The organism is Brevundimonas sp. SS2672 (assembly GCF_059579685.1).
In genome coordinates, this window is the sequence record NZ_CM184201.1 from 3,211,107 (window position 1) to 3,235,081 (window position 23,975).

22 protein-coding genes and 1 pseudogene are annotated in these 23,975 nt (G+C 68.7%); 16 read left to right on the forward strand and 7 right to left on the reverse strand.

The features are described from left to right. Nucleotides 1–22: 22 nt before the first annotated feature. The 3 genes from AC52GN_RS16125 to AC52GN_RS16135 all read left to right on the forward strand — a co-directional run bounded on the left by AC52GN_RS16125 (nucleotide 23) and on the right by AC52GN_RS16135 (nucleotide 2,697). Nucleotides 23–643: an SCO family protein gene (locus AC52GN_RS16125; RefSeq protein ID WP_496527737.1), complete on the forward strand. Its 621-nt coding sequence runs from the start codon at nucleotides 23–25 to the stop codon at nucleotides 641–643. A 97-nt stretch (nucleotides 644–740) separates the two neighbouring features. Beyond that, nucleotides 741–2,021: a polyhydroxyalkanoate depolymerase gene (locus tag AC52GN_RS16130; protein ID WP_496527738.1), complete on the forward strand. Its 1,281-nt coding sequence runs from the start codon at nucleotides 741–743 to the stop codon at nucleotides 2,019–2,021. After that, complete coding sequence (locus AC52GN_RS16135; protein ID WP_496527739.1) at nucleotides 1,987–2,697, forward strand: M48 family metallopeptidase; 711 nt, start codon at nucleotides 1,987–1,989, stop codon at nucleotides 2,695–2,697. The genes AC52GN_RS16130 and AC52GN_RS16135 overlap by 35 nt, the downstream gene beginning before the upstream one ends. A 153-nt stretch (nucleotides 2,698–2,850) precedes the next feature. Here AC52GN_RS16135 and AC52GN_RS16140 read toward each other — a convergent pair whose 3' ends face one another. The 3 genes from AC52GN_RS16140 to AC52GN_RS16150 form a co-directional block, all read right to left on the reverse strand. Continuing rightward, nucleotides 2,851–4,905 (reverse strand): transglycosylase domain-containing protein, encoded by a 2,055-nt coding sequence (locus AC52GN_RS16140; RefSeq protein WP_496527740.1) that lies wholly within the window; start codon nucleotides 4,903–4,905, stop codon nucleotides 2,851–2,853. A 197-nt stretch (nucleotides 4,906–5,102) separates the two neighbouring features. Then, entirely contained in the window at nucleotides 5,103–5,723 is a 621-nt protein-coding gene (locus tag AC52GN_RS16145; protein WP_496527741.1) for a class I SAM-dependent methyltransferase, read from the reverse strand. Next, nucleotides 5,720–6,658 (reverse strand): alpha/beta fold hydrolase, encoded by a 939-nt coding sequence (locus tag AC52GN_RS16150; RefSeq protein WP_496527742.1) that lies wholly within the window; start codon nucleotides 6,656–6,658, stop codon nucleotides 5,720–5,722. Before AC52GN_RS16150 ends, AC52GN_RS16145 begins: the two co-directional genes overlap by 4 nt. Nucleotides 6,659–6,757: 99 nt before the next feature. Between AC52GN_RS16150 and AC52GN_RS16155 the strand changes: the two genes are divergently transcribed. The 3 genes from AC52GN_RS16155 (at nucleotide 6,758) to AC52GN_RS16165 (ending at nucleotide 10,352) form a co-directional block, all read left to right on the forward strand. Further along, complete coding sequence (locus tag AC52GN_RS16155; protein ID WP_496527743.1) at nucleotides 6,758–7,873, forward strand: Rieske 2Fe-2S domain-containing protein; 1,116 nt, start codon at nucleotides 6,758–6,760, stop codon at nucleotides 7,871–7,873. A gap of 60 nt (nucleotides 7,874–7,933) precedes the next feature. After that, a complete protein-coding gene (locus AC52GN_RS16160; RefSeq protein ID WP_496527744.1) occupies nucleotides 7,934–8,584 on the forward strand; it encodes a DUF1345 domain-containing protein in 651 nt (216 codons plus the stop codon). 268 nt (nucleotides 8,585–8,852) lie between these two features. After that, nucleotides 8,853–10,352, forward strand: a complete 1,500-nt coding sequence (locus AC52GN_RS16165) for a DEAD/DEAH box helicase (RefSeq protein WP_425543231.1) — start codon at nucleotides 8,853–8,855, stop codon at nucleotides 10,350–10,352. Between the two features lie 79 nt (nucleotides 10,353–10,431). On the opposite strand, the gene AC52GN_RS16170 is transcribed toward AC52GN_RS16165, so the two are convergent. Next, on the reverse strand, nucleotides 10,432–11,736 hold the full coding sequence (locus AC52GN_RS16170) for an OmpP1/FadL family transporter (protein WP_496527745.1): 1,305 nt from the start codon (nucleotides 11,734–11,736) through the stop codon (nucleotides 10,432–10,434). 184 nt (nucleotides 11,737–11,920) lie between these two features. Next, nucleotides 11,921–12,691, reverse strand: coding sequence for a competence/damage-inducible protein A (locus AC52GN_RS16175; protein ID WP_496527746.1), 771 nt, complete (start codon nucleotides 12,689–12,691; stop codon nucleotides 11,921–11,923). 150 nt (nucleotides 12,692–12,841) lie between these two features. Between AC52GN_RS16175 and map the strand changes: the two genes are divergently transcribed. The 5 genes from map (at nucleotide 12,842) to AC52GN_RS16200 (ending at nucleotide 16,159) form a co-directional block, all read left to right on the forward strand. Continuing rightward, nucleotides 12,842–13,663, forward strand: coding sequence for a type I methionyl aminopeptidase (map, locus tag AC52GN_RS16180; RefSeq protein ID WP_496527747.1), 822 nt, complete (start codon nucleotides 12,842–12,844; stop codon nucleotides 13,661–13,663). A gap of 26 nt (nucleotides 13,664–13,689) precedes the next feature. Then, nucleotides 13,690–14,421, forward strand: a complete 732-nt coding sequence (gene radC, locus AC52GN_RS16185) for a RadC family protein (protein WP_496527748.1) — start codon at nucleotides 13,690–13,692, stop codon at nucleotides 14,419–14,421. After that, nucleotides 14,418–14,936, forward strand: a complete 519-nt coding sequence (locus AC52GN_RS16190; RefSeq protein ID WP_496527749.1) for a GNAT family N-acetyltransferase — start codon at nucleotides 14,418–14,420, stop codon at nucleotides 14,934–14,936. The genes radC and AC52GN_RS16190 overlap by 4 nt, the downstream gene beginning before the upstream one ends. Nucleotides 14,937–15,017: 81 nt before the next feature. Continuing rightward, nucleotides 15,018–15,260, forward strand: coding sequence for a BolA/IbaG family iron-sulfur metabolism protein (locus AC52GN_RS16195; protein ID WP_338577670.1), 243 nt, complete (start codon nucleotides 15,018–15,020; stop codon nucleotides 15,258–15,260). Nucleotides 15,261–15,265: 5 nt separating this feature from the next. Next, nucleotides 15,266–16,159, forward strand: coding sequence for an aldo/keto reductase (locus AC52GN_RS16200; RefSeq protein ID WP_496527750.1), 894 nt, complete (start codon nucleotides 15,266–15,268; stop codon nucleotides 16,157–16,159). A 6-nt stretch (nucleotides 16,160–16,165) separates the two neighbouring features. Here AC52GN_RS16200 and cysQ read toward each other — a convergent pair whose 3' ends face one another. Further along, a complete protein-coding gene (gene cysQ / locus AC52GN_RS16205; RefSeq protein ID WP_496527751.1) occupies nucleotides 16,166–16,963 on the reverse strand; it encodes a 3'(2'),5'-bisphosphate nucleotidase CysQ in 798 nt (265 codons plus the stop codon). Between the two features lie 86 nt (nucleotides 16,964–17,049). On the opposite strand from cysQ, the gene chpT reads away from it, so the two are divergent. From chpT to AC52GN_RS16220, 3 genes are all read left to right on the forward strand, one after another. Next, nucleotides 17,050–17,748 (forward strand): histidine phosphotransferase ChpT, encoded by a 699-nt coding sequence (gene chpT / locus AC52GN_RS16210; protein ID WP_453988273.1) that lies wholly within the window; start codon nucleotides 17,050–17,052, stop codon nucleotides 17,746–17,748. Nucleotides 17,749–17,825: 77 nt separating this feature from the next. Then, the gene (locus AC52GN_RS16215; RefSeq protein ID WP_291780002.1) at nucleotides 17,826–18,209 is read left to right on the forward strand and encodes a response regulator; all 384 of its coding nucleotides are present in this window, start codon (nucleotides 17,826–17,828) and stop codon (nucleotides 18,207–18,209) included. After that, the gene (locus tag AC52GN_RS16220) at nucleotides 18,206–19,021 is read left to right on the forward strand and encodes a CheR family methyltransferase (protein ID WP_496527752.1); all 816 of its coding nucleotides are present in this window, start codon (nucleotides 18,206–18,208) and stop codon (nucleotides 19,019–19,021) included. The genes AC52GN_RS16215 and AC52GN_RS16220 overlap by 4 nt, the downstream gene beginning before the upstream one ends. Nucleotides 19,022–19,025: 4 nt before the next feature. On the opposite strand, the gene AC52GN_RS16225 is transcribed toward AC52GN_RS16220, so the two are convergent. Continuing rightward, nucleotides 19,026–20,396, reverse strand: coding sequence for a metallophosphoesterase (locus AC52GN_RS16225; RefSeq protein ID WP_496527753.1), 1,371 nt, complete (start codon nucleotides 20,394–20,396; stop codon nucleotides 19,026–19,028). A gap of 263 nt (nucleotides 20,397–20,659) precedes the next feature. Between AC52GN_RS16225 and AC52GN_RS16230 the strand changes: the two genes are divergently transcribed. Both AC52GN_RS16230 and AC52GN_RS16235 read left to right on the forward strand, forming a co-directional pair. After that, nucleotides 20,660–22,897 (forward strand): TonB-dependent receptor, encoded by a 2,238-nt coding sequence (locus AC52GN_RS16230; RefSeq protein WP_496527754.1) that lies wholly within the window; start codon nucleotides 20,660–20,662, stop codon nucleotides 22,895–22,897. A 490-nt stretch (nucleotides 22,898–23,387) separates the two neighbouring features. Next, a pseudogene (locus AC52GN_RS16235) lies at nucleotides 23,388–23,852 on the forward strand (M20/M25/M40 family metallo-hydrolase); the annotation flags it as partial. Nucleotides 23,853–23,975 lie beyond the last annotated feature (123 nt).

Below are 23,975 nucleotides of genomic sequence, written 5' to 3' on the forward strand. Positions count from 1 at the left end.
ACCCTTCCGCCGAGGAGACGCCATGCCCCGCCGTCCCGTGATCCTGTTCGCCGCCGCCTGCGCGGTCATCGCCCTGGCGCTGGGCCTGATCACCATGGTGGTGGTCGGCGGTCGCCAGCAGGCGGCCCAGACGACGGACGCCGCGACGGGCCAGCCTCTGGTCGGCGGTCCCTTCACCCTGACCAATCAGGACGGCCAGGTCGTCGATCAGTCAATTCTGGAAGGCAAGTGGAGCCTGGTCTTCTTCGGCTTCACCTACTGCCCCGATTACTGCCCCACGACGCTTGGCGTGCTGAACGCCGTGCAGGAGCGGATGGGCGACAAGGCCAGGGATCTGCAGATCGTCTTCATCAGCATCGACCCCGAGCGCGACACGCCGCAGATGCTGAAGGACTATCTGTCCTCGGACGGCTTCCCGGATGGCGTCATCGGCCTGACCGGCACGCCGGAACAGGTGGCCCAGGTCGCCAGGGAGTACCGCGCCTTCTATCAGAAGGTCGGCGAGGGCGAGGGCTACACCATGAATCACGGCCTGACCGTCTATCTGATGGGGCCGGACGGCCAGTTCCGCAGCGCCGTCGCCCATGACCTGGGCCCCAGTCGCACCGCGACCCTGATCGAAAACGCGATGGAGAAGGGCTGATCACCTTTCCCTGAACGAAGCGCGGCCGGTCTTTTTTGCGGCGCAGCACCCTGTATGATCGGCGTTCCGCATCGGCGGGGGCCGCAGTCGGGGTTTCATGCTCTACGCTTTTCACGAGCTCGCCTATCATTCGGCGACTCCGTTCCGGATCGGGGCCCAGATGGCCCGCCAGTTCTGGACCTCTCCATTCAATCCGGCGTCGGATACGGCGATCGGCCGCACCGCCTACGCCACGGCTGAGGTGTTCGAGAGTCTGACGCGTCGCTACGGCAAGCCTGACTGGGGTCTGGAGACGATCGAGATCGACGGCAAGGCCGTCCGCACCACCGAACAGGTCGTCTGGTCCTCGCCCTGGTGCCGTCTGGTGCGGTTCGCCCGCAACATCGGCGACCTGAAACGCGCGGGCCGACCCGCCGGCGCGCCCGCCGTGGTGATCGTGGCGCCCCTGTCGGGCCACTACGCCACCCTGCTGCGCGGCACGGTCGAGACCTTCCTTCAGGACCACGACGTCTATGTCACCGACTGGACCAACGCCCGCCAGGTGCCGATGCTGGAGGGGCGCTTCGACTTCAACGACTACATCGACCATGTGCGCGACATGCTGGCGGCGGTCGGGCCGCGCGCCCACGTCGTCGGCGTCTGCCAGCCGGGACCGCCGGTGCTGGCGGCCTGCGCCGTCATGGCCGCCGAGAACGACTCGAACCGTCCCGCCTCCATGACCTTCATGGGCTCGCCCATCGACGCCCGCCTGTCGCCGACGGTGACGAACCAGCTGGCCGAGGAAAAGCCTTTCACCTGGTTCAAGTCGAACATGATCCACACCGTGCCCTGGCCCTATCCGGGCGTCGGGCGGCGGGTCTATCCGGGCTTCGTCCAGCTCTACAGCTTCATGTCGATGAACGAGGACAAGCACGTCGACGCCCATCGCCGCTATTTCGAGGATCTGGTGGCGGGCGACGGGGACGGGGTCGAGAAGCACGAGCAGTTCTATGACGAGTATCTGTCGGTGCTGGATCTGACCGAGGAATTCTATCTCCAGACCATCGACATCGTCTTCCAGCAGCACCTGCTGCCGCGCGGCCTGTTGCAGCATCGCGGCAAGCCGGTCGACCTCAGCGCCATCACCGACATCGGCCTGGCCACCATCGAGGGCAAGATGGACGACATCTCCGGCGTCGGCCAGACCCAGGCCGCGCACGGCCTGACGCCGAACATCCCCGACGACCGCCGCCTGCTCTACGTCCAGCCCAAGGTCGGCCACTACGGCGTCTTCAACGGCCGCCGGTTCCGCGAGGAGATCTATCCGCGCGTGCGCGATTTCATCGCCAGCAATGAAGCTGTCAGTGTCGTACCGGAACGGTCAGCGTCTGCCGCTTGAGGGCGGCGGCGCCCTGAGGTTGTCGGTCAATCCGCGCGCGCGAAGGCTGTCGATCCGCATCGACGCCCGCGCGGGCGAGGCCGTGGCCGTCGCTCCCAGCGAGCGGCGCCTGGGCGAAGTCGTGGCCTTCGCCCGCACTAAAGCCGAATGGATCGCCGAACGGCTGGCCGCGCGGGCCGAGACCCTGGCGTTTGCGCCGGGCGCCGAGGTGAGCTGGCAGGGGCGTCCCTTGCGGCTGGAGGCGACGGGCGGCGCAGGCGCGGCGCGCCTGGTCGAAACGGCCGAGGGGCCGGTGCTGCGCTCGGGCGGAGAGGGGGAGGCCTTCTCCCGCCGCATCGAGAACTGGTTCCGCCGCGCCGCACGCGACTTCCTGGTCGAGCGGACCGAGGTTCACCTCAAGGCTCTGGGCCAGAAGCCGGTGAAGGTGTCCATCGTCGACACCCGCTCGCGCTGGGGCTCGTGCAGTCCGCACAACCGCTCGATCCGCTATTCCTGGCGCGTCATCATGGCCCCGCCCGCCGTGGCCGACTACCTGGCCGCGCACGAGGTCGCCCACCTGGTCCACGCCGACCATAGCCCCGCCTATTGGGCGGTCGTGGCCCGTCTGGTCGGGGATCATCGCCCGCACCGACGCTGGCTGCGCGAGCATGGCGCGGCGCTTCACGCGGTGGGCTAAGTCCTTCTCCCCATGTGGGAGAAGGTGGCTCGCGTAGCGAGACGGATGAGGGGTCTTGCTACCTCATCCCATCCGGCGGTTTCTTCTGTTGGAGAAACCCCTCATCCGGCCCTGACGGGCCACCTTCTCCCGCAAGGGGAGAAGGGGATAAGGTCAGAAGAACAAGGCGTCGGGCTGGCGTTGCTGTTGCGGAGCGGGTCGCGCCGCCGGGGGCTGTTGCGGCTGGGCCGCCTGCGGGGCCTGGCCGTCGATGACCACGGGCGGTTGGGCGTCGTCGTAGGGAACGGCCGTGGCGTAGGGGTCCTCGACCTGGCCCATCAGGTCGCCGACGGGGTCGGGCGGGATCCAACCCTCGGGCAGGGGCGGGCCGTTGGGGATGGCCTGGACCGCCAGACGCGGCAGGGCCGCCTCCATGAAGCCGCGCCAGATGGCGGCGGGCGACGAGCCGCCGGTGACGCGGGCCATCGGCTTGTTGTCGTCCTTGCCGACCCAGACGGCGGCGACGAAGCCGCCCGTGTAGCCGACGAACCAGGCGTCCTTGTAGTCCGAGGTGGTGCCGGTCTTGCCCGCGATGTCGCGCCCGCCGATGGCGGCCGAGCGACCGCTGCCCGAGGTGATCACCCCGCGCAGCATCTGGTTCATGTAGTAGAGCGGCGGATTGTTGATGGCCTGGCCGCCTTCGGACGGGCCGTGGGTGTAGATCACCCGCCCGGACGGGGTGCGGATGCGGCTGATGCCGTAGGCGTCGACGTGGCGGCCGCCGTTGGCGAAGGCGTCATAGGCCTGGGCCATCTCCAGCGGGCTGACTTCGACGGCGCCCAGGGCCATGGAGGGCTGCAGGCCGATCTCGCTGCTGATCCCGAGGCGACGGGCGGCGCGAGCCACGCTGTCGCGGCCGACCTGGTCGGCGACATAGGCGGCGACGGTGTTGGTCGACTGGGCCACGGCCTGGGCCAGGGTCATCTGGCCCGAGAAGCGGCCCGAGTAGTTGCGCGGCGACCAGCCGCCGATGGTCACCGGCTGGTCCACCACCGGGGTCTCGGGCGTATAGCCGGCCTCGACCGCCGCCAGATAGACGAAGGGCTTCCAGGCCGAGCCCGCCTGGCGGCGAGCGTCGACGGCGCGGTTGAACTGGCTGTCGCCATACGACGAACCGCCGATCATGGCGCGCACCCGACCGTCGCCGTCCAGGGCGACCAGGGCCGCCTGCTCCACGCCCTTGCCCTTGTCGCGGTCCAGAATGCGGCGCACGGCGCGCTCGGCGTCGGTCTGCAGCGTCAGGTCCAGGGTGGTTTCGACCACCAGGTCCTCGGTCGGCTCGCCGACCAGGCCGCGAATCTGCTTGTCGAGCCAGTCGATGAAGTACTGGGCGTGCTGACTGGCCAGCGTCTTGGACACCCGCACCGGCTCGGCCACGGCGGCGTCGCGCTGGGCGCGGGTGATGGCGCCGACCTCGACCATTTCGTTCAGAACGACGTTGGCGCGGGCGGCGGCGCGCTCGCTCTCGGACACCGGCGAATAGCGCGAGGGCGCCTTCAGAAGACCCGCCAGCAGGGCCGCCTCGCCGACCGTCAGCTTATCGGCGCTCTTGTCGAAATAGCGTTGCGAGGCGGATTCGATGCCATAGGCGCCGGCGCCGAAATAGACGCGGTTCAGATAGAGGGCGAGGATCTCCTTCTTGGAGAACTTCATTTCCAGCCACACGGCCAGCATCAGCTCCTGGACCTTGCGCTTCATGTTCTGATCGGGCGTCAGGAACAGGTTCTTGGCCAGCTGCTGGGTGATGGTCGAGCCGCCCTGGACCACGCGCCCGGCCTTCAGGTTCGAGGCCATGGCGCGGCTCATGCCGATCGGGTCGAAACCGGGGTGGTGGTAGAAGCGGCGGTCCTCGATGGCCACGAAGGCGGCCGGGACGTAGTCGGGCAGGGCGTCCAGATCGACGGGCGGCGCCATCTGGGTGCCGCGCACCGCGATCAGGGCGCCGGAGCGGTCCAGATAGGTGATCGAGGGCTGGCGATCGACCTCATACAGACTGGAGGTGTCGGGCAGGTCGCGCGCGAAGACGGCGAAGAAGACGACGCCGAAGATCAGACCCCAGACGGCCAGAACCGCGCCCCAGTAGAAGAGACGGCCCATGAAGGTGCGACGCGGTTTTCCTCCGCCCTGATCGTTCCCGTCGGGTCCGCGGTCCTTGCGCGCCATGAACATCCCTCTATGCCAGCGGCGCGAACCCTAGACCATTTTCGGTTCAGTCGGAATCGACTGAACCTAGAACAATGGTCCAGAATTAAGCTGGAGCGAATATCTGGGTTCAGTTGAACGCAGTCCAACTGAACCGATTTCGCTCTAGCCGTTCACGTCGCCCGCGAAAACGCCCCCGTTTCCGATCACGCCAGCGTGTGCGTTTATTTCGCCGAAAGAATGGCGCGCCGCGCCAGCCAGACGCCCTGATCGCCGGCGCTCTCCACCGTCAGGCCGGCCTCGCTGAGCAGGGCTTGGTAGGCGTCGGGGTCCAGGCTGCCGTGATAGAGCGGTTCGCCGCGCCATTCGCCGATCGCCTCGCCGTGAGCGGGACCGGCGGTGAACATCAGCCGCCCGCCTGAGCCGACGCGGGCGGCCAGGGCGGGCAGGACCGTCGTCTGCGCTTCAGGCGTCAGATGGAACAGACTGTGCCAGGCCAGAACGCCGTGAAAGGCGCCGTCCGGCAGGGTTTCGCGCATGTCGCCGATGCGCCAGTCGCCGCCCGGCAGGGTCTGGCGCGCATGGGCGATCAGGCCGGGCGAGGCGTCGAGGCCGATGACTTCGAAGCCGCGCTCCAGCAGGGCGGCGCCCATGGGCCAGCCCGAGCCGCAGCCGACGTCCAGCACGCGGGCGCCGGGCGGCCAGCCCTGCGTGAAGCGGTCCAGCCAGGCCGCTTCGTTCCAGTCGCCCTCCTCCCGGCGCAGAACAGAGCCTCGGTCGCGAATCCAGTCCGCCGCCTTCTCCTGATACAGGCCGACGATCCGATCCGCGGCAGGATGGCTCATCGGGCCAGGAAGGCGTCCAGCTCGCCGTAGAAGGCCGTCGGCTGGTCGAACATGATGAAGTGGGCGCTGTCGTCGATGCGCTTCAGCTTTGCGCCGGGCAGGGTCGCGAACGACGCCTGATAGATGGCGTCGGTGATCGCATCGGTCATGCGGGCGTCGTTGAACTTGACGTAGAGCACCTCGGTCGGGGCGGTGATGCGGGCTAGTTCGGGGCGCAGGTCGGTCGTGACCAGTTCGCGGAAGGCGGCGGCCGAGACCTTCTGGTCGCTGTCGCGCATGTCCTGAAGGGCCTCCTCGCGGCGGCTTTCGGTGTTGATCATGCCGTTGATGGCGGTTGTCGCCTGGGCGACGTAGGCGTCGCGCGGGCTGGCGGACTGGGCGGTCCAGATCTGATCGGCGACGGGGGTCACGCTTTCGGCGGTCGCGCCGGGCGCACCGAACATGGCGCCCATGAAGGGGATCATGTCCACGACCATCAGCCTGCCGACCTGATCGGGGTGGCGCGCGGCCAGCATCATGCCCATGGTCCCGCCCATGGAGTGGCCGACGACGGCGGGCTTGTTCAGATGCTGTTCGCGGATGTAGCGGGCGATCTCCTCGGCCACGGGGGCGCCGACCGGCTGAGGCGCGTCGCCCTGCGCGTTGGCCTGGGGCGCGGCGCCGGCGAAACCGGCGACGTGGATGCGGTGGACGCGATAGCGTCCGTTCAGGTGATCGACCGTTCCCTGCCAGACGGCGGGCGAGGACGACAGGCCGGGGATCAGGATCAGGTCGGGCGCGCCCTCCGGCCCGTCGACCACCACGCTGAGGCGATCGGACGCGAAGGCGGCGTGCGTCGCGTGATTGGCGGGGCCGTCCTGAGCCAGGGCGGCGGGGGCGGCGGCTAGCAACAGGGCGGCGGCGCCGAAAAGGGCGGTGGAGGCGGTGCGGATCAAGGCGTCTCTCCCAAAGAGAATTTGCGCCAGATTAATTCATCGGCTGAGGAAGGGAATGGTCTTTGGACGGCCGACCGTCGCTGCTGCTACAAGGCGGCCATGACCGCAGACGCCGCGCCCGCATCTTCCGCCGCCCCAGAAGCCAAGGCCCCGCCGACGGCTTTCGGCAAGGGCTTCATCACCGACGCCTGGTATTTCGTCGCCCTGGCGCGCGACGTGCCGGTCGCCAGCCTGAAACGCTATGAGATCATGGGCGAGCCGGTCCTGATCGGCCGCACGCGCGCGGGCGAGGTCTATGGGATGCGCGACATCTGCCCCCACCGCGCGGCGCCGCTGTCGGCCGGGCGGCTGGTCGAGAAGCCGGGCGAGGGCGAGACGGTCGAATGCCCATATCACGGCTGGCGCTTCCGGCCCGACGGCGTCTGTGCGGCCATTCCATCGCTGGTCGAGGATCAGGCGTTCGAGGCGAACCGCATCAAGGTCCGGTCCTACCCAGTGCGCGAGAGCCAGGGCATGGTCTTCGTCTGGATGGCGGCGGACGCCCGCAACCCGTCCGAGCCGGATCAGGAACCGCCGCAGTTCCCCGGCGCGGTCGGCCAGCCCCGTCTGGTCGAGTGGATGGATTTCGACAGCCATATCGACCACGCCGTCGTCGGCCTGATGGACCCCGCCCACGGCCCCTATGTCCACCAGCAGTGGTGGTGGCGGTCCGAACATTCGATGCACGAGAAGGCCAAGACCTTCGCCCCGGTCGACTTCGGCTGGGCCATGGTGCGTCACGCGCCGTCGTCGAACAGCCGCCTCTACAAGGTGCTGGGCGGGGCGCCCGCGACCGAGATCACCTTCCGCCTGCCGGGCTATCGCTGGGAGCATATCCAGGTGGGGGAAAAGCAGGTGCTGGCCCTGACCTGCCTGACGCCGGTGAGCGAGATCAAGACCCGCATCACCCAGATCTTCTGGTCCGATCACTGGGTGTTCGGCATCGCCAAGCCCTTCCTGCGGATGGGCGTCGTCGCCTTCCTGAAGCAGGACGGCGGCATGGTGAACCTGCAGAACGAGGGGCTGAAATACGACCCGGCCCTGATCTGGATCGACGACGCCGACAAACAGGCCAAATGGTATCAGCAGCTGAAGCGCGAATGGCTGAAGAGCCGCGCCGAGGGCCGCGCCTTCGTCAATCCGATCAAGGAGACGGTGCTGCGCTGGAAGAGCTGACGGCTGAAGTCCGGCGGCGGGGCTCTGGCCGTTCGCACGGAACGGCGCAATCATGCGGCCATGAAGCCGGTCGCGCACCTCTTTCGTCTGCATTTCGCCCTTTGGTTGGGATTGGCGGTGATGGCGGCGGCCAGCGCCGTCTCGCCGGTCGTCTGGGGCTGGCCGATGCGGCTGGCGGTCGCCTGGGACGCGGGCGTGACGGCCTTTCTGCTGCTGACCTTCATGCGGTTGAGTCGCGCCCGATCGGTGGCGGCGATCCGCGCGCGGTCGGCGGAGCTGGATCAGGCGGGCGGGGCGGTGCTGCCGCTCAGCCTGTTGGCGGCGGGAGCCAGCGTCTTCGTCATCGTCTTCATGGCGGCGTCGGGCGGCAAGCCGACGACGGCGGCGGCGGTTCTGACCGTGGTCACCATCGCCCTGAGCTGGCTGTTCGTGCAGACCATCTTCACCCTGCATTACGCCCATGAGTTCTATGCGCCCGCCGAGGCCGGCCAGGGGGATCGTCAGGGCCTGATGTTTCCGGGCGAGGACGACGCCGACTACTGGGACTTTCTGCACTTCGCCCTGATCATCGGCGTGGCGAACCAGACCGCCGACGTGCAGATCTCAAGCCAGCGCCTGCGCCGCATCGCCACCGTCCACAGCATCGTGGCCTGGCTGTTCAACACGGTGATCCTGGCTCTGGCGGTCAATCTGGCGGTCAACCTGCTGTAGGCTTTCGCCCGGTCCGCCTTGACTTGGCCGCTATTGAGGCCCATCTGCGCTGCATCGCACAATGCGGTGACCGGCGCGTTCCAGCGCGTGTTGGGCTTCCCTCCCCGGAAGGCCTGTCTGTCGAGCGGCCGGATCATTCGATTTCATACGTCGTCCATACACGCGGGGCGGCGCCCGTTCCCCGCCCGAGCTTCGGGCAGGCGACGTGCGCCCCTAGTGAAGGCCTGGCTTGTCCAGCCGCGCGCGCCGCCGTTCGTGAAAGACAGACGTGAGCGACACCATCACCTTCGAATCCATGGGCCTGAACAAGGCTCTCCTGACCGCCCTGGCCGCGACCGGCTATGAGAAGCCGACGCCGATCCAGGCCAAGTCCATTCCCGACGTCATGAAGGGCAAGGACCTGCTGGGCATCGCCCAGACCGGCACCGGCAAGACGGCGGCCTTCGCCCTGCCGATCCTGCATCGCCTGGCCGAGAACCGCGTGGCGCCCAAGCCGCGCACCACGCGCGCCCTGATCCTGAGCCCCACGCGCGAACTGGCCACCCAGATCGCCGACAGCTTCAAGCAATACGGCGCCCACCTGGGCTTCCGCGTGGCCGTCATCTTCGGCGGCGTGAAATACGGCCCGCAGGAACGCGCCCTGCAACAGGGTCTCGACGTCCTGGTCGCCGCCCCCGGCCGCCTGCTGGACCACCTGCAACAGAAGACGCTGGACCTGTCGCAGACCGAGATCTTCGTCCTGGACGAGGCCGACCAGATGCTGGACCTGGGCTTCATCAAGCCGATCCGCCAGATCGTCAGCCGCATCCCGGCAAAGCGCCAGAACTTGTTCTTCTCGGCCACCATGCCGTCGGAGATCGGCAAGCTGGCGGGCGAACTGCTGAAGGATCCGGTCAAGGTCCAGGTCACGCCGCAGGCCACCACGGTCGAGCGCATCAAGCAGTCGGTGATCTGGGTCGAACAGGGCAGGAAGCGCGCCCTGCTGACCGAACTGTTCTCGGACCCCGCCTATACGCGCTGCCTGGTCTTCACCAAGACCAAGCACGGCGCCGACAAGGTCGCGGCCTATCTGGAGGCCGGCGGCGTCGAGGCCGGGGCCATCCACGGCAACAAGAGCCAGCCCCAGCGCGAGCGCGCGCTTGAGGCCTTCAAGAACGGCAAGCTGCGCGTCCTGGTCGCCACCGACATCGCCGCGCGCGGCATCGACGTGGACAAGGTCACCCACGTGGTGAACTTCGAGCTGCCCTATGTGCCGGAAGCCTATGTCCACCGCATCGGCCGCACGGCCCGCGCGGGCAAGGACGGCACCGCCATCAGCTTCGTCGCCGGCGACGAGATGAAGCTGCTGAAGGACATCGAGAAGGTCACGCGCCAGAAGATCCCCGCGATCGACCGTCGCAACGACAAGGCCCTGGCCCAACTGGACGCCTCCATCATGGCGGCGGGCGTGGCCAAGAAGGCGACCCTGCCCGAGCGCGAAGGTCGTTCGGGCGGCGAGGGCCGCGGCGGCGGTCGTCGCAACCCGCGTCGCGACGGCGTCAAGCCCGAGGGCGGCGGCCAGCCGCACCGTCAGCGCAAGGGGCAACGCGACCGGACTCATCACGCCGAGCGCCCGGCGGCGGCCTATGACCCGATGGCGGGCGACCGCGCCCGCTCGGCCGTCCGGGCGACGCCCGAGGCCGAACCCAAGCCGGTCGGCGAGCTGAAGCGCCGTCCTCGTCGTCGCCGCCCGTCGAACGGCGGCAAGGGACACGGCGCTCAAGGCTGATCGTCGAGATCGGCGCAGGAACAAGAACGGCGGCTTCCTTGCGGGAGCCGCCGTTTCCGTATCCGTCGTCAGGCGAGGATCAGAAGGCCCAGCGGGCGCCGATCGAGGCGACCAGGGCCGAGCCTTCGGCCTCGCCGCGCAGGTGCGAGGTCACGGCCGCCGGGGTGCCGGCGTAGAAGGCGCGGTCGTCGTGGATCGTCGAGTCGCTGAAGGCGATGTAGGTCAGGCCGGCGTCGAAGGTGACGCCTTCGGTCACCTCGGTCGAGCCGCCGACCGAGAACAGCCAGCGGTCGGCGTCCGGGATGCGGGCGGTGCGCAGGCTGTCGCGGGTCGGGGTCGGATCGTAACCGACGCCGGCGCGCAGGGTGGTCTTGTCGCTGATGGCGTAGTCCAGGCCGATCGCGCCGGTGGTGACGTCCTTGTAGTCCTGATGGATGACGTCGCCGCCGCCCGGATATTCGACGGTGATGGCCTGGAACTCGGACCAGCCGATGCGGTTGACCTGGGCGTTCAGGGTCAGCTTGTCGTTGACGGCGTAACGGACCGAGGCCGAGGCGAACCACGGGGTGTTGAAGCTGGCCTTGCCGCCGGTCGAGATGTTGGCGCCCGCCAGCGGGCCCAGCAGGCCGGCGACGACCACGTCGCCTTCCAGTTCATGCTCGATCTTGGAGCGGTAGCTGAGGCCGAAGTCCCACGGCCCCCTGTGCACCTGGGCGCCGACGTTCCAGCCGAAGTCCCAGCCGTCGCCTTCCAGGCTGTTGGAGCCGTCGGGCAGGGCTGGCGACAGGTTCGGCATGGCCGAGGTCAGCTTGGCCTTGACGAACTGGGCGTTCAGCCCGGCGCCGACGTCCAGCCAGTCGTTGACCTGATAGGCCACGGTCAGGCTGGCGTCGCCCGAGCGTAGCTCCGACGTCAGGGCGTCGTAGCGGGCGAAGGAGCCCTGTTCGTACTTGGTGGTGAAGTTGTAGGGGGCGGCCACCGAGACGCCGACGGCGAAGCGGTCGCCGATCGGCGTGGCGAAGGCGAAGTTCGGCGCCAGGCCGCTTTCGATCGGGTCGACCTCGGTGTTGCGCGGGTTGACCACCGGCACGTCCACGCCGCCCGGATAGGTGACGTAGGAGCCGGCGTTCTTCACTTCGGAGTCGATGCGGATGGCGTGAAGGCCGACCGAGACTTCACGGCCGCTGCGGGCGATGGAGGCGGGGTTCCACCACATCGAGCCGACGCCGCGGTCGGCGGCTTCGCCCGAATAGGCGCGTCCGGCGCCGCGCACGGACTGTTCCTGCAGATAGAAGGAGCCCGCGAAGGCCGGGGCGGCGACGCCCGTCATCAGGGCGGTGGTCAGAGCCAGGCCGCCGAGGCGGGCCATGTTCCTGGGAGTCATTACGCTTCACCTATGTCGTGGGCCGACCATTTTGAGAAAGGCGGGCGGCCTTGGTTCGGGGAGGGCCGCCACGCTACCCATCACAGCGTCCGTGTCATGAAAGCGTTGCGTCCAAGGCCGGTGTCGGACCGCTTCTCGGCGAAAGCGTGGCGCAAAAATCGCACAATTTCACACCTTGGTGAGGTTACGTAGCGGCAATTTCGATGCCTGAAGAACGCAGGTTTGCGGCAAGATCGTGTTCCGCAGCGTCAACTTCGGCCTGATCCCGACCCCGGATCACCAGCTGGGTTCCGACCTCGCCGGCGGTCTGTCCGGCGCCGAAACCGAAGGGATAGGAGCCGAAGGACAGATGCGGTCTGGCCTCGGCGGCGGCGCGCAGGATGTCGGCCACGGCGCCCTCGCCGACGCCGGTGACGCGCAACGACCGGCTGTGCACCGGGGCGCCCGTCTTCAGGCGCGGCGCCACATCGTCCAGCATGGCCTCCATGATCTTGGGCACGCCGGCCATGACGAAGACGTTGTCGACCTGGAAGCCCGGCGCGTCGCTGACCGGATTGGCGATCAGGACGCCGCCTTCGGGCACGCGGGCCATGCGGCGCCGCGCAGCGTTGAACTCGCCCGGCGCATAGCGGCGCTCCAGGATGGCGAGGGCCTCGGGGTGTTCGCGCACGGAAACGCCGAAGGCGGCGCCGACCGCATCGGCGGTGATGTCGTCATGGGTCGGGCCGATGCCGCCGGTGGTGAAGACATAGTCGTGCGCCGCGCGCAGGGCGTTCAGCGCCGCGACGATCTGGTCCTGACGGTCGCCGACCACCCGCGCCTCCATCAGATCGACGCCGAGCGGCGCCAGGAAGCGGGCCAGGGTGTTCAGATTGCTGTCGCGGGTTCGGCCCGACAGGATCTCGTCGCCGATGATCAGGACGGCGGCGGTGGGGGAGGGGGACGATTGTGACATGGGCTGAAGATAGGAAGCGCCAGGCCATGCGTCAGCCGTGAACCCTGACGGGCTTGAGGTTTTGTGCTAGTCTGACCATCTGAAGTCCTGAAGTCGTTTCTTCGCCCGGTCCGCCTGCACGCGGAGCGCGCGCCTCCCCGAAAGCCGATCATGTACGAGACCCCCGACCTGGAAACCGACGTCTTCGTCCGCAGCCACGAAATCCGCATCTATGACGCGGAAGGGTTCGAGGGCATGCGCAAGGCCGGCCGCCTGGTCGCCGAGGCGCTGGACATGATCACCGACCATGTGAAGCCGGGCGTCACTACGGGCGAGCTGGACGATCTGGTGCGCGAGTTCACCCTGGACAACGGCGGCGTCCCCGCCTGCCTGGGCTACAAGGGCTACACCAGGACGGTCTGCACCTCGATCAACCACGTCGTCTGCCACGGCATTCCCGGCGACAAGGTTCTGAAGGAAGGCGACATCGTCAACATCGACCATACGGTCATCGTCGACGGTTGGCACGGCGATAGCAGCCGGATGTACCCGGTCGGCGAGATCAACGCCCGCGCCAAGCGGCTGATCGACGTCACCTATGACTCGCTGGACCTGGGTCTGGCCCAGATCAAGCCGGGGAACACCTTCGGCGACATTGGCTTCGCCATCCAGAAGTTCGTCGAGGCCCAGCGCATGAGCGTGGTCCGCGACTTCTGCGGCCACGGCATCGGCCGGGTCTTCCACGACAGCCCCAACGTCCTGCACTACGGCCGTCGCGGCGAGGGCGCGGTGCTGAAGCCGGGCATGTTCTTCACCGTCGAGCCGATGGTGAACCTGGGCAAGCCGGCGGTGAAGGTGCTGTCGGACGGCTGGACCGCCGTGACGCGCGACAAATCGCTGTCGTCGCAGTGCGAACACTCGATCGGCGTGACCGAGGACGGGCTGGAAATCTTCACCGCCTCGCCCAAGGGCCTGTTCCGCCCGAAATTCTGAGCTAGTCTCCCCCGTGGGGGAGGCTGATGCTGGATCAACCGCCGGAACAACCGAAGGCCAAGCCGCACCACGCCGGTCATCGCGAACGGCTGCGTGATCGCGCGCGCGCGGCGGGCCTCCATCATCTGCCGGACTATGAGCTGCTGGAGCTGTTCCTGTTCCGCAGCCAGCCGCAGGGCGACGTCAAGCCGGTGGCCAAGGCACTGCTGACGCGGTTCGGGTCGCTGGCGGCGGTGCTGGCGGCCTCGGTCGAGGATCTGATGACGGTGAAAGCCGAGGATTCGCGCGGCCGGGCCAAGGGGGTGGGGCCTGAGACGGCGCTGGACCTGGCCGCCCTGCACGAAGTCTCGCGCCGCGTGGCTAAGGAAGAGGCCAACAAGCGCACGGTCATCTCGTCGTGGACGGCGCTGCTGTCTTACGTGCGCCTGTCGCTTCAGCATGAGCCGCGCGAGCAGTTCCGCGTCCTCTATCTCGACAAGAAGAACCAGCTGATCCTCGACGAGATTCAGAACCGGGGCACGGTCGACCACGCCCCCGTCTATCCGCGCGAGGTGGTGCGCCGGGCGCTGGAGTTGTCGGCCAGCGCCATGATCATCGTCCACAATCACCCCTCGGGCGATCCGACGCCCAGCCGGGCCGATATCGACATGACCAGACAGGTGATCGAGGCCGCCCGCGCCCTGTCGGTTCAGGTTCACGACCACCTCATCGTCGGCCGCGAAGGCGTGGCCAGCTTCAAGCAACTGGGATTGATGTGACTGTTCTGACCACCCAACGCCTGACCCTGACGCCCGCCGCCGTCGGCGACATGGACGACCTGACCGCCCTGTGGGCCGACGCCGAGTTCACCCGCCACATCATGGGGCGAGGCCTGTCGGAGGAGGAGGTCTGGTTCCGCCTGCTGCGCGACATCGGCCACTGGCAGGCCAAGGGCTACGGCAACTGGTCGATCCGCGAGACGACGACGGGGGCCTATGTCGGCAGCGTCGGCGTGCTGGACTACCGCCGCGAGATCGAGCCGCCCTTCGACGCGCCGGAACTGGGCTGGGGCGTGGCGCCGGCCTTCCAGGGCGCGGGCCTGGCGCGCGAGGCGCTGGAGGCGGCCCTGGCCTGGACCGACGCCTATCGGCTGGAGCCGCGCACGGTCTGCATGATCTCGCCCGAGAACGCGCCCTCGGTGCGTCTGGCCGAGCGGGTGGGCTATCGCCCCTACGCCCGCGCGGACTACAAGGGATCGGCCGTCGACCTGTATGAGCGCCCTCGCGCCGGATGAGCGGCTGACAGGCGGGGCGCGGGGCGATAAGCTTTACAATCCAGGCCCGGAAGCGGCCTTCTGCGTTTCAGGAGTTCCAAGATGCCCATGTCCGCCGACGACCTTCGCGCCCATCTGGTGGAGGCCTTTCCCGACGCGGACATCGCCATCGAGGACCTGGCGGGCGACGGCGACCACTATCGCGCCCGCATCGTGTCGGAGGTCTTTCGCGGAATGCCACGCGTGCGTCAGCACCAGACCGTCTACGCCGCGCTGAAGGGCAAGATGGGCGGCGAACTGCACGCCCTGGCGCTGGAGACCTCGGCGCCGGTCGAGGCGGGCTGAACCCCATGCGCTACCGCCCCTTCGGCGCCTCGGGGGCTGCGGTCTCCAGTCTGACGCTCAGCCTGGGGGCCGAGGCGGCGACGCGGGGGCCGAACCCTGTCCGCGACCTGGTGTTCGCCGGGCTTGAGGCGGGGGTGAACGCCTATCATATCGAGCGGCTGGACCCGATGCTGCTTCAGGCCGTCGGCGAGGCCCTGGGCCATGTCGAGCGGCGGCTGGTGTGGGTCAGCACGACCCTGGGCGCCGACCGGGATTTCTCGGCCGAGAGGCTGGGCCGTTCGATCGAACAGGGGCTGCACGCCTCGGGCCTGGGCTGGTTCGATATGGCGGTGCTGGAGCGCCCGGCCGAGGATGAGCTGCCCCAGACCTCCCTGACCGCCCTGAAGGCGATGCGGAAGGCCGAGTATGTGCGGATGCTGGGCGTGTCGGGCGATGAACCGGTGACGGATCTCTATGTCTCGACCGGGGCGTTCGACGTCCTGTTCACCCCCTTTCACGCCAATGTGCCCTGGCAGGTGCGCTCGCGCATGAAGGCCGCGCGCGATCGGGAGATGAGCCTGTTCGCCTATGACTATTTTCCCGAAAGCCTGGCCACCGAGCGCCGCGCCGCCGATGCGGGCGGGGCGAAGAAGCGGGGCCTGTTCGGCGGCTGGGGCGCGGGGCGCGGCGAGGCCGATCTGGAGCGGCCGGGCTCCTTCGCCTTCCTGCACCGGACGCCGGGGTGGACCGGCGAGGCCATCTGCCTGGCCTACGCCTTGGCGGACCCTGCGGTGGCCAGCGTGCTGATCCGGCCCAGGGACCGGGCGCATCTGGAAGACCTGGCGAGCGTGCCCGAGCGCGACCTGCCCGCCGGCCTCTCGGCACAGATCGAGATGGCGCGGGTGGACGCCTCGGCCTGATCGGCTTCAGGCGCCGATGGCGGAGAAGGGGCCGTTGAGGAAGCCGGGCTTGCCGTAGGCTAGGGGACGGCCGTCCTCGGCCAGGACGCGGCCGCCCGCCGCCTCCAGCACGGCCTGGCCGGCGGCGGTGTCCCATTCGCTGGTGGGGCCGGTGCGCGGATAGGCGTCGAAGCGGCCCTCGGCGATCAGGCAGAACTTCAGCGAGGAATCCATGCCCTGCCATTGGGTGCAGCCGTTGCGGGCGGCCAGACGCAGGGCGTCTTCGTCGCTGATGCTGTGGCTGACCAGGGCGACGGCATCGGCGGGGCGTTCGCGCACGCGGATCGTCCTCCACGGCTCGCCGAAGGCGCGGCGCAGCGCGCCCTGGCCCGGCGCGGCGGAGCGCCAGCTGACGCCCAGGGCCGGGGCCGTCACCGCACCGGCCACGGGGGCGTCGCCGCGGATCAGCGCGATGTTGACCGAATAGCTCTCGCGCCCCTGGACGAACCCGCGCGTGCCGTCCAGCGGGTCGATGAGCCAGAACCACGTACCGACCGACGACGGGGCGCCGTCGGCGGCGACGGCCTCCTCGGCGACGGCCTCGACCTGGGGCCAATGTTCGGCCAGGCGGGCCAGGATCAGGGCCTCGGCGGCGCGGTCGGCCTCGGTCACGGGGCTGGCGTCGGCCTTGGTCTCCACGGCCGTATCGGCCCGCCAGTAGGGCAGGATCAGGCGGGCGGCCTCCTCGGCGATGTCGGCGATGACCTCGGCCAGGCGGCCGGAGGCGAGATCGGATTCAAGGTCGGCGTAGGCGGAGGCGGTCATGAAGGGCTGGATAGACCATGCGGCCGGTTTAACGAACCGGCAAATCAGGCCACCTTGGCCTTAACCTTTTCGAAACCTTGTGCGCCATGACCGTTTCCGACGACCCTGCCTCCCTATCCGCCGCCGATCTGCCTGTGGACGGCGCCGAGCTGGCCGCCTTCATCGCCGCCAAGCTGTGCCACGACTTCATCAGCCCGGCCGGCGCCGTGATGTCGGGGCTGGACCTGCTGGACGATCCCGGCGCCCAGGACATGCGCGACGACGCCCTGGGCCTGATCCGTCAGAGCGCGGCCAAGATGGTGGCCCTGGTGCATTTCGCCCGGGTGGCCTTCGGCGCCGCGACCAGCAGCGAACAGTTCTCCGGCGCCGAACTGCACGGCCTGGTCGCGGGCCTGACCGACGGCGGGCGCGCCACGCTGGACTGGCGCGTAGGGGATGAGACCTTCTCCAAGATCCAGGCGCGGACCCTGATCAACTTGGCCTATCTGACCGTTTCGGCCCTGCCGATGGGCGGGGCGGCGGTGGTGACCGTCCGCCGGGAAGGCGATCAGTTGTTTCTGGTCGGATCGGCCGAGGGCGCCCGCGCCCGGCTCAAGCCGGAGGCCGTGGTCGGCCTGAAGGGCGAGCGGCTGACTGAGGGGCTGGCCGGGCAGTGGATCCAACCCTACTGGCTGTGGCTGACGGCGCGCGAGGCGGGCGGGCGGCTGGACCTGGCGGCTGAAGACGGCCGCGTGGCCTTGATGGCGCGCTTGCCGGGCGCTAGTGAGCAACCCGCGTTCGTCTAGCCAACGCTCCGTTAACCTGCCTGAACGACTATGGCGTGAGCGTGATTTTAATCTCGCGCCAAACGGGAATAGACCCTGTGGACCCCAGAACCTGTCTGATCGTCGATGACAGCCGCATCATCCGCAAGGTGGCGCGCCGCATCCTGGAGGACCTGTCCTTTGACGTGGCCGAGGCGGCCGACGGCGCCGAGGCGCTGGACTATTGCCAGGCGGCCATGCCCCAGGTGGTGCTGCTGGACTGGCAGATGCCGGTGATGGACGGCCTGGCCTTCCTGCGTCGCCTGCGCGACCTGCCGGGCGGGCGCACGCCCAAGGTTCTGTTCTGCTCGGTCGAGACGCGGGCGGATCGGATCGCCGAAGCCCTGTCCGCAGGGGCCGACGAATATGTTATGAAGCCCTTCGACGGCGAGATCCTTCAGGCCAAGCTCGCCGAAGTGGGAGTGGTGCAGTCGCCGTCATGACGCCGGAGGATTTTGATCGTCTTCAGACCCTGCTGGCGTCCCGCGCCGGCTTCCGGCTGACCAGAGACCGGATGCAGCTGGCCGAGCATCGGCTGGGGCCTGTGGCGCGGCGCGAGGGCTATCACAACGTCGAAGCCATGCTGGCCAGCCTGTGGAGCCGGCCGGTGGCCTCCCTGGGCTGGAGCGTGATCGAGGCCCTGCTGAACGGCGAGACCTGGTTCCGGCGCGACCGTGCGGCCTTTGAGGTGATGGAGCGCGAACTGCTGCCCGCCCTGACGGCGGCGCGGCCGGGCGGGCGGGTGCGCCTCTGGTGCGCCGGCGCCTCGACCGGGCAGGAGGCCTATTCCCTGGCTATCGCCGCGCTCGAGGCCGGCGCCCAGGTCGAGATCGAGGCTACGGATCTGTCGCGTCAGGCGATCGAGAAGGCGCTGTCGGGCCTCTACACCTCGTTCGAGATACAGCGCGGCCTGTCGGCGCGCGCCATGCTGCGCTGGTTCGAGCAGGTCGATGATCAGTGGCGGGCGCGGCCCGAACTGCGCGCCGCCATCGCCTTCAAGCGGGCCAACCTGCTGGACGAGGCGGCCGACGAGGGCCGGTTCGACGTGGTCTTCTGCCGCAATGTCCTGGGCGACATGGCGCCGGAACGCCGCGCGCGGGTGCTGGACGGGCTGGAGCGGCGGATGGTCGACGACGGCTGCCTGTTCCTGGGGCGCGACGAGCGGCCGGACGGCGACAGCGTGGCCTTCCGTCCGGTGGCCGGACGCAAGGGCCTCTATGTGAAGAGCGCGGCCGCCGCACGCCGCGCCGCCTGAGCTGTCAGGCGACCGACAGCAGGCCCTGGGCGGCGACGGCCTTGACGCCGGGGCCGGGAACCTCGGCGAAGGCCAGGTCGGTCACGCCGAAATACTCCTGCTGGTTCAGGGCGCACCAGTCGGTGGTGACGATGCGGACGGTCTCGCGCGCCTCGATTCCCTCGACCGCGCCATAGACGAAGTCGCCGGTGCGCCGTGCGAAGGGCATGACCCGATCCTGGTTGGCCAGGGCGGTCAGCTCGGCCAGGCGCGCGGCGGGAACCTCGGCGGCCATCAGCTTGCCGTCGAAGCGCACCACGGCGTCGAAGGCGTAGCGGCTGACCGGCCCGGCGGACAGACCCGTCCCCAGCGTCGTGTGGCCGATGAAGCCGGCCTGGGCCCCGGCGAAGCGGGCGAAGGCGGCGGCCACGGCGCGGCCGGTGTCCCCCAGCGACAGGGCGGTCGAACTGGTCCCGAGAACGGCGCGCTCCTGTGCGGTCAGATGCCGGTCCAGCGTCGTGCGGATCAGCGCGGCCAGGGTCGGGTCGACGACGCCGTCCAGGGCGACGGTGCGCGACTGGGCCCGCACGCTTCCATCGCTGAGATAGTCCGCCGCGGTATAGGCGTTGCTCCACGATCCGGTGTGGGCGTAGAGGCCGCGCCCGAGCGGCTCCTGGAACAGCAGGTGGTTGTGTCCCCCGATCATCAGGGCGTCGTCGGGCAGGGCGGCCAGCATCCCGCGGTCGCCCGCCACGCCAGCGTGGCTCATCACCAGCGTCAGATCGGCGCCCTCCAGCAGCGACGACAGATGGGCGTTGGCCCATTCGGTCGGATCGGGGATCGACAGCCAGTCGCGGCTGGCCTTGGGATAGGTGTTCAGCGAATTCGTGCCGAAGCCGGCGATGCGCAGACGGCGCTCGCCGAAGGTCAGCTCCGTCGCGGCCGGGGCGTAGGGTCGGCCGTTGCGGGCGTCGATGATGTTGCTGAGGACGGTGATCCCCAGGCCCTGCATCCGCTTCACGACCTCATGCAGGTCGGGGATCAGGTCGTTGTCGTGATTGCCCAGGTTGACCACGGTGGGGGCGATGGCGGGCAGGGCGGCCAGGAAGGCCCAGTCGATCGCGCCTTCGGACCGCACCGACACGACGTTGCCATGCTCGAAGATGTCGCCGTCGACCGCGATCAGATGCGGAACCGGTCGGCTGCGGACCTCAGCGCGCAAGGCGGCGAGAAGCTGGGCGCTGCGCTCATAGGCGGAATGCAGGTCCGACATGGCCAGGACGCGGCCGATGACGGCGGGCGGCTGATCCAGCGCGAGGGCGGCGGTTCCGCCGACCAGGGGCAGGGCGGCGGCGCCGGCAAGAAATCGGCGACGGGACGGGGCGGCGAGGGGCATGGCGTCTCCTGCGGCAGGTCGCGCGCTTCGCGCATCTAGGGCGGCAGAAGGAAGGCGCAGCCGGTCTGCTTGGCATGTCCTGTTGCGGCGCACAATGTCGCGCTACGGCGACGTGTGAATCGAACGGCGGTTTCTTGCGGTCTGTGTCCCTGTCGCGAAAGGTTCATGCGCCAGCCCGCATCGGCGCTGGAACCCGCGACGCTACGGGCCTAGGGGCTGCGGCGAATTCACCCACCCAAGATCATCAAGAAGGGGATATCTCGATGACGCGTCTCTCGGTTCTCGCCGCCTCCGCCAGCGGTCTGGCCCTGCTGCTCTCCACGCCGGCCCTGGCGCAATCCGCCGATGTCCAGGCCGACCAGGCCGCCGCCGTCGGCGACATCGTCGTCACCGCCCAGCGCCGCAGCGAAAGCATCCGCGACGTGCCCTTCGCCGTCACCGCCATGAACACCGAGACGCTGAACGCCGTGAACGCCGGCGGCGGCGATATCCTGCAGCTGTCGGGCCGGGTGCCCAGCCTGCAGGTCGAAAGCTCCAACGGCCGCTACGCCCCGCGCTTCTACATCCGCGGCCTGGGCAATGTGGACTTCGACTTCACGGCGTCTCAGCCGGTGTCGATGGTGATGGACGAGCTGGTTCTGGAAAGCGTCTATCTGAAGGGCTTCCCTCTGTTCGACGTGAAGCAGCTGGAAGTGCTGCGCGGGCCGCAGGGCACCCTGTTCGGCCGCAACACCCCGGCCGGCGTGATCAAGATCGACACCACCAAGCCGGGCGATGAGTTCACCGGCTTCGGCTCGATCACCTACGGCAACTATGGCTCGACCCGCGCTGAGGCGGCCGTGACCTTGCCGGCGTCGGATACGCTGTCGGTGCGCGTGGCGGCCCTGTGGAACCACCGCGACGACTGGATCAACAACGCCTATGACGCCCCCTTCGCCAAGAAGGACGGCAAGGACCTGGGCAATTTCGACGATGTGGCGGGCCGCATCCACGTCGCCTGGACGCCGACCGACCGTCTCTCGACCCTGCTGACCCTGCAGGCGCGCGACTATGAGGGCACGGGCACGATGAACCGCGCCAACGTCCTGACCAAGGGCTCGAACAAGCTGAACGACAACTTCGATCGCGAGACGGTCTGGTATGACGGCGGCCGCAACAACTTCCAGAAGCAGAAGACCACCTCCCAGTCGCTGCAGGTCGCCTATGACTTCGGCCCGGCGACCCTGACCGGCGTGGTCGGCTCCTTCCAGGGCTGGTCCCAGGGCGACGGCGATATCGACGGCGGCGTGCTGGGCGATCCGGTCCACAGCGGCGCCATCCCCTTCCCGGTCGAGTCCGGCACCCTGTCCAGCGACCTGCTGCAGAATAGCTATGAACTGCGCCTAGCCTCGAACGCCGAGGGGCGTCTTGGCTGGCAGGTCGGAGCCTTCTACTGGGATGAGCGCATCAACCTGGTGTCGGGCAGCTTCGACGGTTTTGGCGGTTTGTTCCCAACGGTCAAGCTCACCGATATCGTGCAGAAGTCGGACTCCTGGTCGATCTTCGGTCAGGCCAACTATCAGGTCACGGACGCCCTGAAGCTGACGGGCGGCCTGCGCTACACCGACGACAGCCGCGAATATCATGGCTGGCTTCTGGTTCCGACGGTGTCCGAGGGCGCCGTCTCGGTCGGCGACGAGCAGGTCAGCTGGGACGTCAGCGCCCTGTATGAGGTCAACGACAGCCTGAACCTGTTCGCCCGCGTGGCCAGCGGCTATCGCGGTCCGTCGATTCAAGGCCGCAACCTGCCGGTTCTGACCACGGCGGATTCGGAAACGGTCATGTCCTATGAGGCCGGCTTCAAGGCTCGCCTGTGGGACGGCCGCGCCCGCCTGAACGCCACGGCCTATCTGTATGACGTCAAGGACATGCAGTTCACGGCTATCGGCGGCATCGACAACTCCAACCGCCTGATCAACGCCGACAAGGGTCAGGGCTACGGTCTGGAGATCGACGGCGACGTCTATCTGGGCGCGGGCTTCACCCTGGCCGGCGGCGTGGCGTGGAACCACACCGAGATCAAGGACAAGGACCTGCTGGTCGCCATCTGCGGCAACCACCTGTGCACCATCACCGACCCCATGGTGAATGTCGGCGGCACGGATCGAGCCAACATCGACGGCAACCCCTTCCCGCAGGCGCCCGAGTATTCGGCCAACCTGACCCTGTCCTACGTCCGCCCGATCGGCGACGATCAGGAGCTGTTCGCCTCGACCGACTGGGTGATGCAGAAGGACTTCAACCTCTTCCTCTATGAGGCGGTCGAGTTCCGTCAGGACACCAACTTCGAAGGCGGCCTGCGCGCAGGCTGGCGCGACCTGAACCGGGGTCTGGAGGCGGCCGTCTATGTCCGCAACATCACGGACGAGGCCAACGTCATCGGCGCCATCGACTTCAACAACCTGACGGCCTTCGTCAACGAGCCGCGCATGTACGGCGTGGAGCTGTCCAAGCGCTTCTAAGCCGATACGGCGGATCGTATCGGGAGGGCGGCGGCGGGGAGACCTGCCGCCGCCCTCTTGCCATTCCGCTCGGGCTTGGTCCTACTGCCGCCCGGATCGGGGAGGATCTCTCATGCGGCTGGCCCTGCTGTTCGGATCGCTGGCGCTCGCCTTCTTGTTGGCGGTGTGGACCACCCAGGCGCCGAAGCCGCGCGCGGCGGACGCGACCGCTGTCGCCTTCTCGGCCGCCCGGGCCATGACCGACATCGAACAGATCGCCCGCGCGCCGCACCCGGTCGGCTCAACCGAACATGCGCGGGTCCGCGCCTATCTGAACGACCGCCTGACGCAACTGGGGCTTCAGGTCAGCGAGCAGGCCGGGCCGCTGTCGCCCGCCGCCGTCAAGCGGCTGGAGCGCGCGGGCGGCGATCCCGGCGCGGCGAACAATCAGGCGATCAATCTGATCGGCGTCCTGCCCGGAAAAGACCGCAGCCAGCCCGCCGTCATGCTGATGGCCCATTACGACACCGTGGTCGGCTCGCCCGGCGCGGCCGACGATTCAGCCGGGGCGGCCGCCATCCTGGAGGCCGTGCGGGCGATCCAGGCGCGCGGCCCGGCCGAGCGTGATCTGATCGTCCTGCTGACCGATGCGGAGGAGCTGGGCCTGGACGGGGCGCGGGTCTTCTTCGGCGGCCATCTCCTGCGCGACCGCATCGGGGCCGTGGTCAATCTCGAGGCGCGCGGCGGCGGCGGCCGCGCCGCCATGTTCGAGACCGGGCGCGAGGCGGGGCCGACGGTCCAGCTGTTCCGCCGTGCGGCGGCGAAAGCCGACGGCGGGACCACCGCCACCTCCATCGCCGCCTTCATGTATGAGCGGATGCCCAACGGCACCGACTTCACCGTGCCCAAGGACCGAGGCGTCGGCGGTCTGAACCTGGCCTTCATCGGCCGTCCCGACCAGTATCATGCCGCCAATGCGACGCCCGCCAATCTGGACCGGGGCGCGGTGCAGCATCTGGGCTCTCAGGCGCTGGAGGCGGCCGACGCCTTGTTGCGCGCGCCGAGCCTGCCGGCCAGGGGCGAGAACCTGGTCTATGCC

Bases quoted from the DNA above. Each gene is read 5' to 3' on its own strand.
- AC52GN_RS16125 (WP_496527737.1), top strand. From the start codon at position 23: ATGCCCCGCCGTCCCGTGATCCTGTTCGCCGCCGCCTGCGCGGTCATC.
- AC52GN_RS16200 (WP_496527750.1), top strand. From the start codon at position 15,266: ATGCGCTACCGCCCCTTCGGCGCCTCGGGGGCTGCGGTCTCCAGTCTG.
- AC52GN_RS16230 (WP_496527754.1), top strand. From the start codon at position 20,660: ATGACGCGTCTCTCGGTTCTCGCCGCCTCCGCCAGCGGTCTGGCCCTG.
- AC52GN_RS16160 (WP_496527744.1), top strand. From the start codon at position 7,934: ATGAAGCCGGTCGCGCACCTCTTTCGTCTGCATTTCGCCCTTTGGTTG.
- map (WP_496527747.1), top strand. From the start codon at position 12,842: ATGTACGAGACCCCCGACCTGGAAACCGACGTCTTCGTCCGCAGCCAC.
- AC52GN_RS16145 (WP_496527741.1), bottom strand. From the start codon at position 5,723: ATGAGCCATCCTGCCGCGGATCGGATCGTCGGCCTGTATCAGGAGAAG.
- AC52GN_RS16130 (WP_496527738.1), top strand. From the start codon at position 741: ATGCTCTACGCTTTTCACGAGCTCGCCTATCATTCGGCGACTCCGTTC.
- AC52GN_RS16155 (WP_496527743.1), top strand. From the start codon at position 6,758: ATGACCGCAGACGCCGCGCCCGCATCTTCCGCCGCCCCAGAAGCCAAG.
- radC (WP_496527748.1), top strand. From the start codon at position 13,690: ATGCTGGATCAACCGCCGGAACAACCGAAGGCCAAGCCGCACCACGCC.
- AC52GN_RS16175 (WP_496527746.1), bottom strand. From the start codon at position 12,691: ATGTCACAATCGTCCCCCTCCCCCACCGCCGCCGTCCTGATCATCGGC.
- AC52GN_RS16225 (WP_496527753.1), bottom strand. From the start codon at position 20,396: ATGCCCCTCGCCGCCCCGTCCCGTCGCCGATTTCTTGCCGGCGCCGCC.
- chpT (WP_453988273.1), top strand. From the start codon at position 17,050: ATGACCGTTTCCGACGACCCTGCCTCCCTATCCGCCGCCGATCTGCCT.
- AC52GN_RS16220 (WP_496527752.1), top strand. From the start codon at position 18,206: ATGACGCCGGAGGATTTTGATCGTCTTCAGACCCTGCTGGCGTCCCGC.
- AC52GN_RS16140 (WP_496527740.1), bottom strand. From the start codon at position 4,905: ATGTTCATGGCGCGCAAGGACCGCGGACCCGACGGGAACGATCAGGGC.
- AC52GN_RS16170 (WP_496527745.1), bottom strand. From the start codon at position 11,736: ATGACTCCCAGGAACATGGCCCGCCTCGGCGGCCTGGCTCTGACCACC.
- AC52GN_RS16195 (WP_338577670.1), top strand. From the start codon at position 15,018: ATGCCCATGTCCGCCGACGACCTTCGCGCCCATCTGGTGGAGGCCTTT.
- cysQ (WP_496527751.1), bottom strand. From the start codon at position 16,963: ATGACCGCCTCCGCCTACGCCGACCTTGAATCCGATCTCGCCTCCGGC.